Below are 16000 nucleotides of genomic sequence, written 5' to 3' on the forward strand. Positions count from 1 at the left end.
ACTCACCTACCCTTAACATCAACAAAACTAGCTACCCAACCGGAGGGCATCATGCCTGACAATAAAAAAACGGGGCGTTCCAACAAAGCCATGACATTTTTTGTCTGCTTTCTTGCAGCCCTGGCTGGATTACTTTTTGGCCTGGATATCGGTGTTATTGCCGGAGCTTTACCGTTCATCACCGACGAGTTCCAAATTACCCCCCACACTCAGGAATGGGTGGTGAGTTCGATGATGTTTGGTGCTGCCGTGGGTGCCGTCGGCAGCGGTTGGCTCTCCTTCAAACTGGGGCGTAAAAAGAGTTTGATGATCGGCGCAATCCTGTTTGTTGCCGGTTCACTGTTCTCCGCCGCGGCACCAAACGTTGAAGTGCTGTTGGTTTCCCGCGTGCTGCTCGGCCTTGCGGTAGGCGTTGCGTCTTATACCGCGCCGCTTTACCTGTCTGAAATTGCCCCGGAAAAAATTCGTGGCAGCATGATCTCTATGTATCAGTTGATGATCACCATCGGTATTTTGGGTGCGTATCTTTCCGATACGGCGTTTAGCTACAGCGGCGCATGGCGCTGGATGCTGGGCGTGATCATCATCCCTGCCCTGCTGCTGCTGGTTGGCGTTATCTTCCTGCCGGACAGCCCACGCTGGTTTGCTGCTAAACGTCGTTTTGTCGATGCTGAACGTGTTCTGTTGCGTTTGCGTGATACCAGCGCAGAAGCCAAACGCGAGCTGGATGAAATTCGTGAAAGTCTGCAGGTGAAGCAGAGCGGCTGGGCGCTGTTTAAAGAAAACAGCAACTTCCGCCGCGCGGTATTCCTTGGCGTCCTGTTACAGGTGATGCAGCAGTTCACCGGGATGAACGTCATTATGTATTACGCACCGAAAATCTTTGAGCTGGCGGGCTACACCAACACCACCGAGCAGATGTGGGGGACTGTTATCGTCGGTCTGACCAACGTGCTGGCAACCTTTATCGCCATTGGCCTGGTTGACCGTTGGGGCCGCAAGCCTACGCTGATCCTCGGCTTTATCGTCATGGCCGTCGGTATGGGCGTGCTGGGTACGATGATGCACGTGGGTATTCACTCGGCGGCCGCGCAATACTTCGCTGTACTGATGCTGCTGATGTTTATCGTTGGCTTTGCCATGAGCGCCGGTCCGCTGATTTGGGTTCTGTGCTCTGAAATCCAACCGCTGAAAGGCCGCGATTTTGGTATCACCTGCTCTACCGCAACCAACTGGATTGCCAATATGATCGTCGGTGCAACCTTCCTGACGATGCTGAACTCGCTGGGCAGCGCCAATACTTTCTGGGTCTACGGTGGTTTGAACGTCCTGTTCATCTTCCTGACCCTGTGGCTGATACCTGAAACTAAAAATGTCTCTCTGGAACACATTGAACGTAACCTGATGAAAGGTCGTAAACTGCGCGAAATTGGCGCACACGACTAATCACGAAAAGCTTCCTCCCCCGCGGGAGGAAGCCTTCCTCTTGCAGTCCCTTCCCTGTCGCACTATCCTCTGGCGCTATGAAAACCTCCCGTCTCCCTATCGCCATCCAGCAAGCCGTTATGCGCAGCCTGCGGGAAAAGCTCGCTCAGGCCAACCTCAAGCTCGAACGCAATTACCCGGAGCCAAAGCTGGTTTACCAACAGCGCGGAACCGCCGCGGGTACCGCGTGGCTACAAACCTATGAAATTCGCCTTAATCCCGTCCTGCTGATGGAGAACGTTGACGCGTTCGTTAACGAAGTGGTGCCCCATGAACTGGCGCATTTACTGGTGTGGAAATACTTTGGCCGCGTGCCGCCGCACGGCAAAGAGTGGAAATGGATGATGGAGAGCGTACTTGGCGTACCAGCCCGACGCACGCATCAGTTCGAGCTGCAATCCGTGCAGCGTAAGACCTTTACTTACCGCTGCAAGTGTCAGGAACACCAATTGACCGTACGCCGCCATAACCGCGTGATACGCGGCGAAGCCACCTACCGCTGCGTTCACTGCGGCGAACCACTGATTGCAGAATAATCTTCAGAATTATCAGGAACTTTTCTGATCTAACTGATTGCATACAGGAATGACTTTCGCTACGTTGCGGGCTCGTTTTGACACGGAGTTCGTGATGTACCGTAATTTTTCTTTTGCTGCGGCCCTGTTAGCCGCAGCATTTTCAGGCCCGGCTTTAGCCGAAGGCATCAACAGTTTTTCTCAGGCAAAAGCGGCGGGCGTCAAAGTTAACGCCGATGCGCCAGGCGATTTCTACTGCGGTTGTAAAATTAACTGGCAAGGCAAAAAAGGGGTCGTGGACCTCGAATCCTGCGGCTATAAAGTGCGAAAAAACGAAAACCGCGCCAGTCGAATTGAATGGGAGCACGTTGTCCCCGCCTGGCAGTTTGGTCATCAGCGCCAGTGCTGGCAGGACGGAGGGCGTAAAAACTGCGCTAAAGATCCGGTCTATCGCAAAATGGAAAGCGATATGCATAACCTGCAGCCTGCGGTAGGTGAAGTGAATGGCGATCGCGCTAACTTCATGTACAGCCAGTGGAACGGTGGCGAAGGCCAGTATGGACAGTGCGCGATGAAGGTTGATTTCAAAGAGAAAGTTGCCGAGCCGCCTGCCCGCGCCCGTGGCGCCATCGCGCGTACCTATTTTTATATGCGCGACCAATACAACCTGACGCTCTCTCGCCAGCAAACCCAGCTTTTTAATGCCTGGAATAAGCAGTATCCGGTCACCGACTGGGAGTGTGAGCGCGACGAACGCATCGCGAAGGTACAGGGGAATCATAACCCCTATGTGCAACGCGCTTGCCAGGCGCAAAAGAGCTAACCTACACTAGCGGCAATATTTTTAACCATGCCCTGGCCTGTTGCAGCCCAGGGCCATGACGCGGATGTTTAACTATGCGCATTCCTCGCATTTATCACCCAGAGCCACTCGCTTCCGGTAGCCAAATTTCACTGTGTGAAGATGCTGCCAACCATATCGGCCGTGTACTACGTATGGGGCCAGGCCAGCCGCTACAGCTGTTTGATGGCAGCAATCAGGTATTCGACGCCGAAATTACCCACGCCAGTAAGAAAAGTGTGGAAGTGAAGGTGCTTAACGCTGAACTCGACGATCGGGAATCACCGTTGCATATCCACCTGGGCCAGGTAATGTCGCGCGGTGAAAAAATGGAATTTACTATCCAGAAATCGATTGAACTGGGTGTAAGCCTCATTACGCCACTTTTTTCTGAGCGTTGCGGCGTTAAACTGGACAATGAACGCCTGAACAAGAAGCTCCAGCAGTGGCAGAAAATCGCTATTGCCGCCTGCGAACAGTGCGGTCGTAATCGGGTGCCTGAAATTCGCCCGGCAATGGATCTGGAAGCATGGTGCGCAGAACAGGACGAAGGACTGAAGCTCAATCTGCATCCTCGCGCCAGCGCCAGCATTAACACGCTGCCGCTCCCGGTGGAGCGCATCCGCTTGCTGATTGGCCCGGAAGGTGGGTTGTCGGCAGATGAAATTGCCATGACCGCACGGTATCAGTTTACTGATATTCTGTTAGGACCTCGCGTTCTGCGTACTGAGACAACTGCGCTCACCGCCATTACCGCGCTTCAGGTGCGTTTTGGCGATCTGGGCTAAGGCATAAACGGAGAAGAACATGATCAAGCTCGGCATCGTGATGGATCCCATCGCAAGCATCAACATCAAGAAAGATTCCAGCTTCGCAATGCTGCTGGAAGCGCAACGCCGCGGTTACGAAATTCATTATATGGAGATGGCCGATCTTTATCTGATCAACGGTGAAGCCCGCGCCCATACGCGTACCCTGAGCGTAGAGCAGAACTACGACAAATGGTATGAATTTAAGAGCGAACAGGATCTCCCGCTGGCAGACCTGGACGTTATTCTGATGCGTAAGGATCCGCCGTTTGATACCGAGTTCATCTACGCGACCTATATTCTGGAACGCGCAGAAGAGAAAGGAACGCTGATCGTCAACAAACCGCAGAGCCTGCGCGACTGCAACGAAAAGTTGTTCACCGCATGGTTTGCCGATCTGACGCCGGAAACTCTGGTCACGCGTAATAAAGCGCAGCTGAAAGCCTTCTGGCAAAAACACAGCGACATCATTCTCAAACCGCTGGACGGCATGGGCGGGGCCTCTATTTTCCGCGTGAAGGAAGGCGATCCGAACCTCGGCGTTATTGCGGAAACGCTGACCGAGCACGGTACCCGCTACTGCATGGCGCAGAACTATCTGCCAGCCATTAAAGACGGCGATAAACGCGTGCTGGTGGTCGATGGCGAACCCGTTCCTTACTGCCTGGCGCGTATTCCGCAGGGCGGCGAAACCCGTGGCAACCTGGCCGCAGGTGGTCGTGGTGAGCCGCGTCCATTAACCGACAGTGACTGGGAAATTGCCCGTCGCATTGGGCCAACGCTGAAAGCGAAAGGTTTGATTTTTGTCGGTCTGGATATCATTGGCGATCGTCTGACGGAAATTAACGTCACCAGCCCAACCTGTATTCGTGAAATTGAAGCGGAGTTCCCGGTTTCGATTACCGGTATGCTGATGGATGCCATTGAGGCCCGTCTGCAGAAGTAAATACGTTGCCGGATGGCGACGATTTCGCGTCTAATCCGGCCTACAATTGCACCCCGTAGGCCGGATTAGGCAAAGCCGACATCCGGCAAGCTATTTTCAGAGGGTGACATCTTCGCACTTTGCCCACATACTGGGCGCTGTTGCTTTTTTGAACCAGGAAACAGAACCTCTGACAATGAATTTACAGCATCACTTTCTAATTGCCATGCCTGCTCTCCAGGATCCAATTTTCCGCCGTTCCGTGGTGTATATCTGCGAACATAATGAGAACGGAGCAATGGGGATTATCGTCAATAAGCCTCTGGAAAACTTACAAATTGAAGGGATTCTGGAAAAGCTGAAGATTACTCCAGAAGAACGCGATCCGGCCATTCGTCTGGATAAGCCCGTGATGCTCGGCGGCCCGCTGGCAGAAGACCGTGGATTTATACTTCATACCCCACCGTCGCGCTTTGCGTCCAGTATTCGCATTTCTGATAACACCATCATCACAACCTCCCGCGATGTATTAGAAACCCTGGGTACGCAGGAACAACCGTCCGAAGTGCTGGTTGCGCTGGGTTATTCATCATGGGAAAAGGGCCAACTGGAACAAGAGTTACTGGATAACGCCTGGCTTACGGCCCCTGCCGATCTCAACATCTTATTCAAAACACCGATTGCCGACCGCTGGCGCGATGCGGCGAAGCTTATCGGGATAGATATTCAGACCATGCCCGGCGTGGCGGGACACGCATGATGAGCGGAACATTACTCTCTTTTGATTTTGGTACGAAAAGTATCGGCGTCGCCGTGGGTCAGCGCATTACCGGTACGGCCAGGCCATTGCCCGCCATCAAAGCACAGGACGGTACGCCAGACTGGAATTTGATTGAACGCCTGCTGAAAGAGTGGCAACCGGATGAAATCATTGTCGGCCTGCCACTCAACATGGATGGCACCGAACAGCCCCTTACCGCGCGCGCACGTAAATTCGCTAACCGCATTCATGGTCGCTTTGGCGTAACCGTAACGCTGCACGATGAACGTTTGAGCACCGTCGAAGCCCGTTCAGGCCTGTTTGAGCAAGGCGGTTACCGGGCGTTGAATAAAGGCAAAGTGGACTCCGCTTCTGCCGTTATTATCCTGGAAAGCTATTTCGAGCAGGGCTATTAAAGCCGCCCCTGCGCCTGTCGCTGCTGCAAACTTTGTGCAAATGTCTGCATACCTGTCTGCTGCCCGGTTTGAATCACGCCGGGTAGCTGATGCGTTTTCCCTTCGCGGATCAAATTGCCCACGGCGGGCGTGTTGACGAGTAGTTCGAATAGCGCCACGCGTCCCCCCTGCTTATCCTCCTCCAGTTTTTGCGAAAGAACCGCCCGCAGGCTGTCTGCCAGTTGGTTACGCACAGGATCTTTCTCTGTTGCTGCAAAGGAATCCACCAGCCGCGCGATGGCCTGCGCCGCACCTCGCGTATGTAACGTTGCCAGCACCAGATGTCCGGTTTCCGCCGCCGTTAATGCCAGCCGAATGGTTTCCACGTCGCGCAGCTCGCCCAGCAAAATAACGTCGGGATCTTCGCGTAGCGCACCGCGCAAACCGGCGGCGAAAGAGGCGCAGTGTGCGCCCACCTCCCGCTGTTGAATCAGACAACGTCGGCTGGTGTAGCGATATTCAATAGGATCTTCCAGCGTCAGAATGTGCCCCTCAATATGCTGATTAAGATACTCCACCATCGCCGCCAGGGTCGTAGATTTACCGCTGCCGGTAGCGCCTGTCACCAGAATCAACCCATTTTCACTGTGAAGCAGTTCAGGTATGACCGCGGGAGGCTGAAGATCGTCTAAATGAGGACAATCCAGCGGTAGCAGTCTTAGCGCCAGCGAGGTTCCCTGCAGATGGACAAATGCGCTGGCGCGCAGCCGCCGGGTGTCCGTCAGGGTAACGGCAAAATCAATCTGCCCTTGCTCCTGCAACTGTACCTGTTGTTGCTCACTGAGCCAGCACATCAGCAGATTCTCTACGTCAGGCGCGGTAAACGGTGCGCTTTCGACTTTTCCATGTCTGCGCCAACGCGCAGGCCATGCATTGCACAGGTGTAGATCCGACACGTTATGCTTTACACTAAGGGCCACTATTTCTTCCATATTCATATGAACATCCTCGGAAAATGAACGATATCGCGCATAACCTGGCACATGTCCGGGACAAAATCTCAGCCGCCGCGACGCGTTGCGGGCGGTCTTCAGAAGAAGTTATGTTGCTTGCAGTCAGCAAAACCAAACCTGCGAGCGCCATCGAAGAAGCCATTACCGCAGGGCAGCGTGCCTTCGGTGAAAACTATGTCCAGGAAGGGGTGGATAAAATCCGCTACTTTCAGGAAAAAGGCGTCAACGATCTGCAGTGGCACTTTATCGGCCCGCTGCAGTCCAACAAAAGTCGTCTGGTCGCCGAGCACTTTGACTGGTGCCATACGATCGACCGTCTACGTATCGCTGCCCGTCTGAGCGAACAGCGCCCGGCAGACCTGCCGCCGCTGAATGTGCTGATCCAGATTAATATCAGCGATGAGAACAGTAAGTCAGGGATTCCGCTGGCAGAGCTTGATGCACTGGCCGCTGAAGTCGCTGCGCTGCCGCGCATTACCCTGCGTGGTTTGATGGCTATTCCCGCTCCTGAGTCAGATTATGTAAGGCAGTTTGAAGTTGCACAGCAAATGGCTGTAGCATTTGCCGGGTTGAAAACACGCTATCCAAATATCGATACGCTCTCGCTGGGGATGTCTGATGATATGGATGCCGCTATCGCGGCGGGTAGCACGATGGTGCGCATCGGCACTGCCATTTTTGGTGCTCGTGATTACACTAAAAAATAAGGAAAATTAAGGAACACCATGAATACGTTGACCTTCCTGCTCTCAACGGTAATTGAGCTGTATACCATGGCGCTGCTGCTGCGCGTGTGGATGCAATGGTCTCGCTGCGATTTCTACAACCCGTTCTCGCAGTTTATTGTGAAAATCACTCAGCCCATTATTGGGCCGTTACGCCGTATTATTCCTCCGATGGGGCCCATTGACAGCGCATCAGCATTAGTCGCGCTCGTTCTCAGCTTTATCAAAGCCATCGTGCTATTTAAGGTGGTCACGTTCCAGCCGATCATCTGGATCGCCGCCGTGCTGATTGTCCTGAAGACCATTGGGCTGCTGATTTTCTGGGTGCTGCTGGTAATGGCGATTATGAGCTGGGTCAGCCAGGGTCGCAGCCCGGTGGAGTACGTGCTGATTCAACTGGCGGATCCGCTGTTGCGTCCTATCCGTCGCATACTTCCAGGCATGGGCGGGATCGATTTCTCCCCAATGATTCTGGTTCTGCTGCTCTATGTCATTAACATGGGTATCGCGGAAGTGTTACAGGCGACAGGCAACATGCTGCTGCCGGGGCTGTGGATGGCGCTATGAGTGCCGTTACACCCTGCGACGACGGTCTGGTTTTACGGCTCTATATTCAGCCGAAAGCCAGCCGTGACAGTATTGTGGGTTTACATGGCGACGAAGTTAAAGTCGCCATTACCGCCCCGCCGGTCGATGGACAAGCCAACAGCCATCTGGTGAAGTTTCTCGGCAAACAGTTCCGCGTAGCGAAAAGCCAAGTCGTTATTGAGAAGGGCGAGCTTGGTCGGCACAAACAGGTTAAAATTATTCATCCGCAACAGATCCCGCCCGAAATTGCGGCGCTAACTGATTAGGTATTCCATGCAAAAAGTTGTCCTCGCGACCGGCAATGCCGGTAAAGTGCGTGAACTCGCCTCTCTTCTGAGTGATTTCGGTCTTGATGTTGTTGCCCAAACGGATCTGGGTGTTGATTCTGCAGAAGAGACCGGGCTGACGTTTATTGAGAACGCCATTCTGAAGGCGCGTCATGCCGCACAAATTACGGGTTTGCCAGCCATTGCTGATGACTCCGGCCTGGCAGTAAATGCCCTTGGCGGCGCGCCGGGTATCTATTCAGCCCGCTATTCCGGCGAAGATGCGACCGATCAGCAGAACCTGGAAAAACTGCTGCACACCCTGCGGGATGTCCCGGATGACCAGCGTCAGGCGCAATTCCACTGCGTGCTGGTGTATATGCGCCATGCGGACGATCCCACGCCTTTAGTGTGCCACGGAAGCTGGCCGGGCGTGATTACCCGTGAACCGGCCGGAAACGGTGGTTTTGGTTACGACCCAATCTTTTTTGTGCCGTCCGAAGGAAAAACAGCTGCTGAGCTGACCCGCGAAGAAAAAAGTGCGATTTCTCACCGCGGACAGGCACTGAAGCTGCTGCTGGATGCCCTGCGCAATGGTTAACCTTCCGCCGCTAAGTCTTTATATTCACATCCCCTGGTGCGTGCAGAAATGCCCGTACTGCGACTTTAACTCGCATGCGCTTAAGGGCGAGGTTCCTCATGACGACTATGTTCAGCACCTGCTGAGCGATCTGGATACTGAGGTGGCCCACGCCCAGGGGCGGGAAGTAAAGACACTTTTTATCGGTGGTGGTACGCCGAGCCTGCTTTCTGGCCCGGCAATGCAAACGCTGCTCGACGGCGTGCGCGCACGGCTGAATCTGGCCGCAGATGCAGAAATCACAATGGAGGCGAATCCCGGGACGGTGGAAGCCGATCGCTTTGTTGATTATCAACGCGCTGGCGTAAACCGTATCTCGATTGGCGTACAGAGCTTTAGCTCCGCCAAACTCGAGCGTCTGGGACGTATTCACGGGCCGGAAGAAGCCAAACGAGCAGCACACCTGGCGAGCGGTCTAGGGCTACGCAGCTTTAACCTCGACCTGATGCATGGTTTGCCAGATCAGACGCTGGAAGAGGCGCTGGGCGATTTACAGCAGGCCATCGCGCTCAATCCACCGCATCTTTCCTGGTATCAGTTGACCATCGAACCCAACACGCTGTTCGGTTCCCGACCGCCTGTTTTACCAGACGATGATGCGCTGTGGGATATTTTTGAGCAAGGCCACCAGTTGCTGACCGCCGCCGGGTATCAACAGTACGAAACCTCAGCCTATGCAAAGCCGGGCTATCAGTGTCAGCACAACCTTAATTACTGGCGCTTTGGTGACTATCTTGGCATTGGTTGCGGCGCGCACGGCAAAGTCACCTTCCCGGACGGGCGCATTCTGCGCACCACCAAAACGCGGCATCCGCGCGGATACATGCAGGGGCGTTATCTCGAAAGCCAGCGTGATGTCGCCGAAGCCGATAAGCCGTTCGAGTTCTTCATGAACCGTTTCCGTTTACTGGAAGCCGCGCCTCGCGCGGAGTTCACGCAATATACCGGGCTTACCGAGGACGTTATTCGTCGACAGATCGATGAGGCTATTTCCCAGGGCTACCTGAGTGAATGTGATGAATACTGGCAGATTACCCAACACGGTAAGCTGTTTTTGAATTCCCTGCTGGAGCTGTTTCTGGCGGAGTGATACGGCAATGATCCAGGCCTTATCCGGCAATTGCCGGATGGCACTGCGCTTATCAGGCCTACAGGGTTAGGTCGATAAGCGCAGCCACCTTCAGCCATTAATACTGATTAAACATTTCCTGGATCTGTTTAGGATCTTTGGTCTGCGTCAGCGCCAGCTGCAGCAGCACGCGGGCTTTTTGCGGGTTCAGCGAGCCAGAAGCCACAAAGCCGTATTTTGCATCATCAACTTCTGCATCCTGCGTGGTGGCACCCATTGGTACACGAGATGAACGCACCACTACGGTACCTTTATGCGCGGCAGTTGCCAGCGTATCGAAAATGGTTTTATACAGGTTGCCGTTACCTACACCCGCACTGACGATCCCGGCGTAACCCGCATCTACCAGTGCTTTTGCCGGCAGATCGGAGGCGTTAGCATAGTTGTAAACAATCCCAACTTTCGGTAACTCGGTCAGCTTAGAAACATCGAACGGAGTAGACGTGGTGTGCTTACGCGCAGGCGTACGCTGGTAGTCGATTTTACCGTTATGAATGTAACCCAACGGGCCGTAGTTAACGGATTTGAAGGTAGCAACGTCGGTAGTGTTGGTTTTAGTCACGTCGCGACCATCCATAACGGTGTCGTTCATCACCACCAGCACTCCGCGGTTGGCAGAGGCTTTGTCTGCGGCAGTTACCACTGCGTTATACAGGTTGAACGGGCCATCAGCACTCATACCCGTAGATGGACGCATGGCGCCGACCAGCACGACCGGCTTGTTGCACTTGACGGTCAGGTCGAGGAAATAGGCGGTTTCTTCCATGGTATCCGTACCATGTGTCACCACGAAGCCGTCGGTTTTATCACACTCGGTATTAATCTTTTTGGCCAGCGTTAACCAGACTTCGTCATTCATATCCTGGGAGCCGATGTTCACCACCTGCTCGCCTTTAACGACAGCGATATCTTTCAACTGAGGAACGGCTTCAACCAGATTTTCTACGCCAACCTTGCCTGCCGTGTAGTTAGATTTTGTCGCGGAATCACCGCCACCAGCAATCGTCCCGCCGGTCGCTAAAATAGTGATATTTGGCAGTGCAAGCGCCGCGCCGCTGAAACCCATAACCAGTGCGGCAAGCGCCGTTTTCTTGAAAAACTCCATGTTATTTCTCCAGTTACTTGAATTTGCAGCATTATGTCTATCCTACAGATGAATAATGTGACGAGTTCCAATTAACCAGATTTATATCTCCATCAAATTGTTATTCTTAGAGATGGATATCAAAAAAACAGAAAAGTACAAAATAAAACGGCGCAGAATGTTTCTGCGCCGTTAAAAAGAGGTGAAGATTATTTCAGAGTGCTAACCAGCGTTTTACGATCGTTTTCCAGCGTCACGACGCGGGCACAAACATCTTTGCCAAACTGTTGGAAGTCTTGTTCCTGATTCTTCCATTCGTTTTGAATTGAGGTTTGCAAGCCACCAAGGCTACCGAGCACGCCCTGCAACGGATTACCACCGCCTTTGAGTACGGCTTTGGCACCCATTTCGTTGATGCTGTCCTGCAAAATACCGCCCATCGCCTGATTAACCAGCTGTTGTCCGTCCGCGCGGACTTGATCAATCGCCTTATAATGGAAGGTCAGGCCATCAGTTCGATGCTCGATGATGCGGTTCATCTGCTCTTTCAATTGCGCATCCAGCTTGGTTAAGCGGCCACGCATGTTGCTGCTTTCACCGACCTCTTTGGCGATGATTTTATCCAGCGCCACGCGACCTTTCTCTACGCGCGCTCTGGCACCTTCGTCAATCCACGGCAGGCTGCTACGCAACGCCGCCTGATAATCTTTGGCTTGCTCACGCTGTGCGGCGTTCAGGTTGTACTGTTTACCGTTAAAGGTGACATCGCCGGCCTGGGTAATAATCAGGTCGCCGTTCTCGCCCTTCACCTGCACCGTTTGTGGGCTCAAAATCACATCGTCACGCGGGGTGACGCTGCACTGGTAATCTGCATGTGCGGCCATCGCCGTGAACGTTAGGACTGCCGCCAGCAGCGTTTTGCGCATCATATCTTTCCCTCAAGACAAATCGGGCCGGCATTTGCCGACCCTGTGCTACTTAGTCCCACCAAATATCGAAAAGTTCGCTGGTACGCACTTCTTCTAGTTTGTGCTCTTCCAGCCACTTACGCACGATTGCCTGGTGTTCTTCGGTGCATTTGCCGATTTCCTGCAGACAGATCAGACCTTCCCAGGCCAGATAGCCGCTGCCGTCAAAAGCCAGCTTGTTCGGTTCGATAACTTCATTGATAAAGTCATCAACGATTTGATCGACCTGCTCTCCAGATGTACCTTCCGGGAAACGCCATGCAACCGAAAATCCTACTTCCTGGAATTCTTCGATGTGCATCTTTTTACGCAGACGACGGCTACGGTTCTTTGCCATTATTTCACCCTCTCGAACATTAAGTCCCATACGCCGTGGCCAAGACGATGACCACGTTGTTCAAATTTGGTTACCGGGCGCGATTGTGGGCGCGGTACATAATCGTTACTCTCGGACTGGTTTTTATACCCGTCAATGGAGGACATCACTTCCAGCATATGTTCCGCATAAGCTTCCCAGTCGGTTGCCATGTGGAATACGCCGCCCAGCTTCAGCTTACTTAAGATATGCTCAGCAAACGGTACCTGAACGATACGGCGTTTATTATGACGTGCTTTATGCCACGGGTCAGGGAAAAACAGCTGAACCATAGATAAAGAATTGTCAGGAATCATTTTATGCAGGACTTCAACGGCATCATGGCACATGACGCGCAGGTTCTCGACACCCTCTTCATGGGCTGAAGCCAGACACGCACCAACGCCCGGCGAGTGAACCTCAATGCCAAGGAAATTCTGTTCCGGACGCGCTTTCGCCATTGCGACCAGCGACGCTCCCATACCAAAACCGATTTCCAGCGTGACTGGCGCATCACGGCCAAACAGTTCTGCGAAATTTACAGGCTCTTCGCTGAACTCAACGCCCATCACCGGCCAGTAGTTTTCCAGCGCGTGCTCCTGCCCTTTCGTCAGTCGCCCCTGGCGACGAACAAAACTACGAATCCGGCGCAGAGGGCGGCCGTTTTCATCAAATTCCGGTGAAATGACGTCGTTCTTCATAAAAGTTTAGTCTGCTGTGTTTGAGTTCTGAAAACGGGCATTATCCAAAGTTAGTTGCCGGATGCAAGTAAAGGAAGAAAGTGAGCAGCGGAAAGTTCCGGTTTACACCCCGTTGCCGCTGTGCTGCAATCTTGCCCCCGGCAATAATGAAACGGTAATCATGCAAGCGTCTCAATTCTCGGCTCAGGTTTTGAGCTGGTACGACAAATACGGGCGGAAAACGCTGCCCTGGCAAATTGATAAGACGCCTTACAAAGTATGGCTCTCTGAGGTAATGCTGCAACAAACTCAGGTTGCGACCGTTATCCCTTATTTTGAGCGCTTTATGGCGCGCTTCCCAACGGTAACGGATTTAGCCCATGCGCCGCTGGATGAGGTTCTGCATTTGTGGACCGGGCTGGGTTATTACGCCCGAGCGCGTAATCTGCATAAAGCCGCGCAGCAGGTTGTCACGCTGCATAGCGGTATATTTCCGCAAACTTTTGATGAGGTGGCCGCCCTACCTGGCGTCGGTCGCTCAACCGCAGGCGCGATCCTTTCCCTCTCTCTGGGTCAGCATTTTCCGATTCTCGACGGTAACGTCAAACGCGTGCTGGCTCGCTGTTATGCTGTAAACGGCTGGCCGGGTAAAAAAGAAGTCGAAAAGAAGCTGTGGGAGTTGAGCGAGCAGGTGACGCCCGCCCATGGCGTTGAACGTTTTAATCAGGCGATGATGGATTTAGGCGCCATGGTCTGTACGCGCTCAAAACCTAAATGTTCGCTGTGTCCGTTGGAAAATGGCTGTGTGGCCAGCGCCAATGCAAGCTGGGCGTTGTACCCGGGTAAAAAACCCAAGCAAACGCTGCCGGAACGAACGGGCTATTTTTTACTGATGCAGCATGATGACGAAGTGCTGCTCGCACAGCGACCGCCCAGCGGCTTATGGGGTGGTTTATACTGTTTTCCACAGTTTGACGACGAAGATGGACTGCGCAACTGGCTGGCGCAACGGCAAATTAACGCAGATAATCTGACCCAACTTAATGCGTTTCGCCATACCTTTAGCCATTTCCACTTAGACATTGTGCCTATGTGGCTTCCTGTGTCTTCATTCGGCTCATGCATGGATGAAGGCAACGCGCTCTGGTATAACTTAGCGCAACCGCCGTCGGTCGGACTGGCGGCTCCCGTGGAGCGTTTGTTACAGCAATTACGTGCCGGTACACACGTTTAACGTACCGGTCGATAGAGAGGATTTTTTATGAGCAGAACGATTTTTTGCACTTTCCTGCAACGCGAAGCAGAAGGCCAGGATTTTCAGCTGTACCCGGGCGATCTGGGGAAACGCATCTACAACGAGATTTCTAAAGAAGCATGGGCGCAATGGCAGCATAAGCAAACCATGCTGATTAACGAGAAGAAGCTCAATATGATGAACGTTGAGCATCGTAAACTGCTTGAGCAGGAGATGATCAACTTCCTGTTTGAAGGCAAAGACGTGCATATTGAAGGCTATACACCAGAGTCTTAAGAACCGTTGCCGGATGGCGCTGCGCTTATCCGGCCTACGATTTACTCTGGTCCTTGCAAATAACAAACACAACACGCACTCCCGGAATGATGAAAAAATTTCTCGCGCTTGCCGTTATTGCGCCGTTGCTCATCTCCTGTTCCAGTTCGACCAAAAAAGGCGATTCCTATAACGAAGCCTGGGTCAAGGATACCAACGGTTTTGATATTCTGATGGGGCAATTTGCCCATAACATTGAGAATTTGTGGGGATTTAAGGAAGTGCTGATTGCGGGTCCAAAGGACTACGTAAAGTATACCGATCAGTATCAAACCCGCAGCCATATCAACTTTGATGACGGTACGATAACCGTCGAGACCATTGCCGGGACAGATCCCGCCGGACACCTGCGTCGGGCGATTATCAAGACATTGCTGATGGGGGATGATCCGGGTTCTATCGACCTCTATTCCGATGTCGACGACATTAAGATTTCCAAAGAGCCGTTCCTGTACGGGCAGGTGGTCGATAATACCGGCCAGCCCATTCGTTGGGAGGGACGTGCCACCAATTTCGCTGACTATCTGCTGAAAACACGCCTGAAAAGCCGCAGCAATGGTATTCGCATCATCTATAGCGTGACGATCAACCTGGTACCGAACCACCTTGATAAGCGCGCGCATAAATACGTCGGCATGGTGCGTCAGGCTTCGCGTAAGTATGGCGTCGATGAGTCGCTGATTCTGGCCATCATGCAAACCGAATCCTCATTTAACCCATATGCGGTCAGCCATGCCGATGCACTGGGACTGATGCAGGTGGTACAGCACAGCGCCGGGAAAGATGTGTTTCGCTCGCAAGGGCGCTCCGGCACACCGAGCCGTAGCTTCCTGTTTGACCCGGCCAGCAACATTGATACCGGTACCGCCTATCTGGCTATGCTCAACAATGTCTATTTAGGCGGCATTGATAATCCAACATCCCGTCGCTACGCGGTGATCACGGCATATAACGGCGGTGCGGGCAGCGTGCTGCGCGTTTTCTCGAACGATAAAATCCAGGCAGCGAATATTATCAACAGCATGACCCCGGGGGACGTTTATCAAACGCTGACTACCCGACATCCGTCGGCTGAATCACGCCGATACCTTTACAAGGTCAATTCCGCACAAAAATCATATCGACGCCGCTAATATATCCCCTCTTCAGCCCCGGGAAACGGGGTCCGGAAGAGGGTAAAGTGTTAACTCCATCACTCTTTTGCTTTGCAATCAGAAATTGTTTGCAAATATTTGTCACAGGTAACAAAAAA

The 16000-nt window shown here is 53.0% G+C and carries 20 protein-coding genes; 15 read left to right on the forward strand and 5 right to left on the reverse strand.

The features are described 5' to 3' along the window. Positions 1-51: 51 nt before the first annotated feature. From galP to ruvX, 7 genes are all read left to right on the forward strand, one after another. Complete coding sequence (gene galP, locus E6P06_RS23385) at positions 52-1446, forward strand: galactose/proton symporter (RefSeq protein WP_003027074.1); 1395 nt, start codon at positions 52-54, stop codon at positions 1444-1446. Positions 1447-1523: 77 nt separating this feature from the next. After that, on the forward strand, positions 1524-2021 hold the full coding sequence (locus E6P06_RS23390) for a SprT family zinc-dependent metalloprotease (RefSeq protein ID WP_003838223.1): 498 nt from the start codon (positions 1524-1526) through the stop codon (positions 2019-2021). 94 nt (positions 2022-2115) lie between these two features. Beyond that, complete coding sequence (gene endA / locus E6P06_RS23395; RefSeq protein WP_016150969.1) at positions 2116-2823, forward strand: deoxyribonuclease I; 708 nt, start codon at positions 2116-2118, stop codon at positions 2821-2823. 74 nt (positions 2824-2897) lie between these two features. Beyond that, a complete protein-coding gene (rsmE, locus tag E6P06_RS23400) occupies positions 2898-3629 on the forward strand; it encodes a 16S rRNA (uracil(1498)-N(3))-methyltransferase (RefSeq protein ID WP_003027080.1) in 732 nt (243 codons plus the stop codon). 19 nt (positions 3630-3648) lie between these two features. Further along, complete coding sequence (gshB, locus tag E6P06_RS23405) at positions 3649-4596, forward strand: glutathione synthase (RefSeq protein WP_003027083.1); 948 nt, start codon at positions 3649-3651, stop codon at positions 4594-4596. Positions 4597-4771: 175 nt separating this feature from the next. Continuing rightward, positions 4772-5335 carry a YqgE/AlgH family protein gene (locus E6P06_RS23410; RefSeq protein WP_003027086.1) on the forward strand — a complete coding sequence of 188 codons (564 nt, stop codon included), beginning with the start codon at positions 4772-4774 and terminating at the stop codon, positions 5333-5335. Continuing rightward, on the forward strand, positions 5335-5751 hold the full coding sequence (gene ruvX / locus E6P06_RS23415; RefSeq protein ID WP_006686843.1) for a Holliday junction resolvase RuvX: 417 nt from the start codon (positions 5335-5337) through the stop codon (positions 5749-5751). Before E6P06_RS23410 ends, ruvX begins: the two co-directional genes overlap by 1 nt. Here ruvX and E6P06_RS23420 read toward each other — a convergent pair. After that, complete coding sequence (locus E6P06_RS23420; RefSeq protein ID WP_139935782.1) at positions 5748-6728, reverse strand: type IV pilus twitching motility protein PilT; 981 nt, start codon at positions 6726-6728, stop codon at positions 5748-5750. The two genes, ruvX and E6P06_RS23420, sit on opposite strands and share 4 nt — an antisense overlap. 17 nt (positions 6729-6745) lie before the next feature. On the opposite strand from E6P06_RS23420, the gene E6P06_RS23425 reads away from it, so the two are divergent. From E6P06_RS23425 to hemW, 5 genes are read left to right on the forward strand one after another with little or no spacing between them, the layout of a single operon-like run. Continuing rightward, positions 6746-7450 carry a YggS family pyridoxal phosphate-dependent enzyme gene (locus E6P06_RS23425; RefSeq protein ID WP_003838215.1) on the forward strand — a complete coding sequence of 235 codons (705 nt, stop codon included), beginning with the start codon at positions 6746-6748 and terminating at the stop codon, positions 7448-7450. An 18-nt stretch (positions 7451-7468) separates the two neighbouring features. Further along, positions 7469-8035, forward strand: coding sequence for a YggT family protein (locus E6P06_RS23430; protein ID WP_003825417.1), 567 nt, complete (start codon positions 7469-7471; stop codon positions 8033-8035). Next, positions 8032-8322, forward strand: a complete 291-nt coding sequence (gene yggU, locus E6P06_RS23435) for a DUF167 family protein YggU (RefSeq protein WP_003027101.1) — start codon at positions 8032-8034, stop codon at positions 8320-8322. Before E6P06_RS23430 ends, yggU begins: the two co-directional genes overlap by 4 nt. Positions 8323-8329: 7 nt before the next feature. Beyond that, the gene (locus E6P06_RS23440) at positions 8330-8923 is read left to right on the forward strand and encodes an XTP/dITP diphosphatase (protein WP_003027104.1); all 594 of its coding nucleotides are present in this window, start codon (positions 8330-8332) and stop codon (positions 8921-8923) included. Next, positions 8916-10052: a radical SAM family heme chaperone HemW gene (gene hemW / locus E6P06_RS23445; protein ID WP_139935783.1), complete on the forward strand. Its 1137-nt coding sequence runs from the start codon at positions 8916-8918 to the stop codon at positions 10050-10052. Before E6P06_RS23440 ends, hemW begins: the two co-directional genes overlap by 8 nt. A 97-nt stretch (positions 10053-10149) precedes the next feature. Here the strand turns inward: hemW and ansB are convergent, their stop codons facing one another. The 4 genes from ansB to trmB form a co-directional block, all read right to left on the reverse strand. Next, positions 10150-11196, reverse strand: a complete 1047-nt coding sequence (gene ansB, locus E6P06_RS23450) for an L-asparaginase 2 (RefSeq protein ID WP_139935784.1) — start codon at positions 11194-11196, stop codon at positions 10150-10152. A 188-nt stretch (positions 11197-11384) separates the two neighbouring features. After that, a complete protein-coding gene (locus E6P06_RS23455; protein WP_048213199.1) occupies positions 11385-12104 on the reverse strand; it encodes a DUF2884 domain-containing protein in 720 nt (239 codons plus the stop codon). 49 nt (positions 12105-12153) lie between these two features. After that, entirely contained in the window at positions 12154-12480 is a 327-nt protein-coding gene (locus tag E6P06_RS23460) for a YggL family protein (protein WP_003027115.1), read from the reverse strand. Continuing rightward, on the reverse strand, positions 12480-13199 hold the full coding sequence (gene trmB / locus E6P06_RS23465; RefSeq protein ID WP_003027117.1) for a tRNA (guanosine(46)-N7)-methyltransferase TrmB: 720 nt from the start codon (positions 13197-13199) through the stop codon (positions 12480-12482). Before trmB ends, E6P06_RS23460 begins: the two co-directional genes overlap by 1 nt. Positions 13200-13359: 160 nt before the next feature. On the opposite strand from trmB, the gene mutY reads away from it, so the two are divergent. The 3 genes from mutY to mltC all read left to right on the forward strand — a co-directional run bounded on the left by mutY (position 13360) and on the right by mltC (position 15881). Next, the gene (mutY, locus tag E6P06_RS23470; protein ID WP_003846351.1) at positions 13360-14412 is read left to right on the forward strand and encodes an A/G-specific adenine glycosylase; all 1053 of its coding nucleotides are present in this window, start codon (positions 13360-13362) and stop codon (positions 14410-14412) included. Between the two features lie 27 nt (positions 14413-14439). Next, positions 14440-14709 carry an oxidative damage protection protein gene (locus E6P06_RS23475; protein WP_003027126.1) on the forward strand — a complete coding sequence of 90 codons (270 nt, stop codon included), beginning with the start codon at positions 14440-14442 and terminating at the stop codon, positions 14707-14709. Positions 14710-14795: 86 nt separating this feature from the next. Next, positions 14796-15881 (forward strand): membrane-bound lytic murein transglycosylase MltC, encoded by a 1086-nt coding sequence (gene mltC, locus E6P06_RS23480; RefSeq protein WP_049001609.1) that lies wholly within the window; start codon positions 14796-14798, stop codon positions 15879-15881. Positions 15882-16000: the final 119 nt, after the last annotated feature.

It is taken from the genome of Citrobacter sp. CF971 (assembly GCF_006385635.1).
GTDB lineage: Bacteria > Pseudomonadota > Gammaproteobacteria > Enterobacterales > Enterobacteriaceae > Citrobacter > Citrobacter freundii.

Bases quoted from the DNA above. Each gene is read 5' to 3' on its own strand.
- galP (WP_003027074.1), top strand. From the start codon at position 52: ATGCCTGACAATAAAAAAACGGGGCGTTCCAACAAAGCCATGACATTT.
- E6P06_RS23390 (WP_003838223.1), top strand. From the start codon at position 1,524: ATGAAAACCTCCCGTCTCCCTATCGCCATCCAGCAAGCCGTTATGCGC.
- endA (WP_016150969.1), top strand. From the start codon at position 2,116: ATGTACCGTAATTTTTCTTTTGCTGCGGCCCTGTTAGCCGCAGCATTT.
- rsmE (WP_003027080.1), top strand. From the start codon at position 2,898: ATGCGCATTCCTCGCATTTATCACCCAGAGCCACTCGCTTCCGGTAGC.
- gshB (WP_003027083.1), top strand. From the start codon at position 3,649: ATGATCAAGCTCGGCATCGTGATGGATCCCATCGCAAGCATCAACATC.
- E6P06_RS23410 (WP_003027086.1), top strand. From the start codon at position 4,772: ATGAATTTACAGCATCACTTTCTAATTGCCATGCCTGCTCTCCAGGAT.
- ruvX (WP_006686843.1), top strand. From the start codon at position 5,335: ATGAGCGGAACATTACTCTCTTTTGATTTTGGTACGAAAAGTATCGGC.
- E6P06_RS23420 (WP_139935782.1), bottom strand. From the start codon at position 6,728: ATGAATATGGAAGAAATAGTGGCCCTTAGTGTAAAGCATAACGTGTCG.
- E6P06_RS23425 (WP_003838215.1), top strand. From the start codon at position 6,746: ATGAACGATATCGCGCATAACCTGGCACATGTCCGGGACAAAATCTCA.
- E6P06_RS23430 (WP_003825417.1), top strand. From the start codon at position 7,469: ATGAATACGTTGACCTTCCTGCTCTCAACGGTAATTGAGCTGTATACC.
- yggU (WP_003027101.1), top strand. From the start codon at position 8,032: ATGAGTGCCGTTACACCCTGCGACGACGGTCTGGTTTTACGGCTCTAT.
- E6P06_RS23440 (WP_003027104.1), top strand. From the start codon at position 8,330: ATGCAAAAAGTTGTCCTCGCGACCGGCAATGCCGGTAAAGTGCGTGAA.
- hemW (WP_139935783.1), top strand. From the start codon at position 8,916: ATGGTTAACCTTCCGCCGCTAAGTCTTTATATTCACATCCCCTGGTGC.
- ansB (WP_139935784.1), bottom strand. From the start codon at position 11,196: ATGGAGTTTTTCAAGAAAACGGCGCTTGCCGCACTGGTTATGGGTTTC.
- E6P06_RS23455 (WP_048213199.1), bottom strand. From the start codon at position 12,104: ATGATGCGCAAAACGCTGCTGGCGGCAGTCCTAACGTTCACGGCGATG.
- E6P06_RS23460 (WP_003027115.1), bottom strand. From the start codon at position 12,480: ATGGCAAAGAACCGTAGCCGTCGTCTGCGTAAAAAGATGCACATCGAA.
- trmB (WP_003027117.1), bottom strand. From the start codon at position 13,199: ATGAAGAACGACGTCATTTCACCGGAATTTGATGAAAACGGCCGCCCT.
- mutY (WP_003846351.1), top strand. From the start codon at position 13,360: ATGCAAGCGTCTCAATTCTCGGCTCAGGTTTTGAGCTGGTACGACAAA.
- E6P06_RS23475 (WP_003027126.1), top strand. From the start codon at position 14,440: ATGAGCAGAACGATTTTTTGCACTTTCCTGCAACGCGAAGCAGAAGGC.
- mltC (WP_049001609.1), top strand. From the start codon at position 14,796: ATGATGAAAAAATTTCTCGCGCTTGCCGTTATTGCGCCGTTGCTCATC.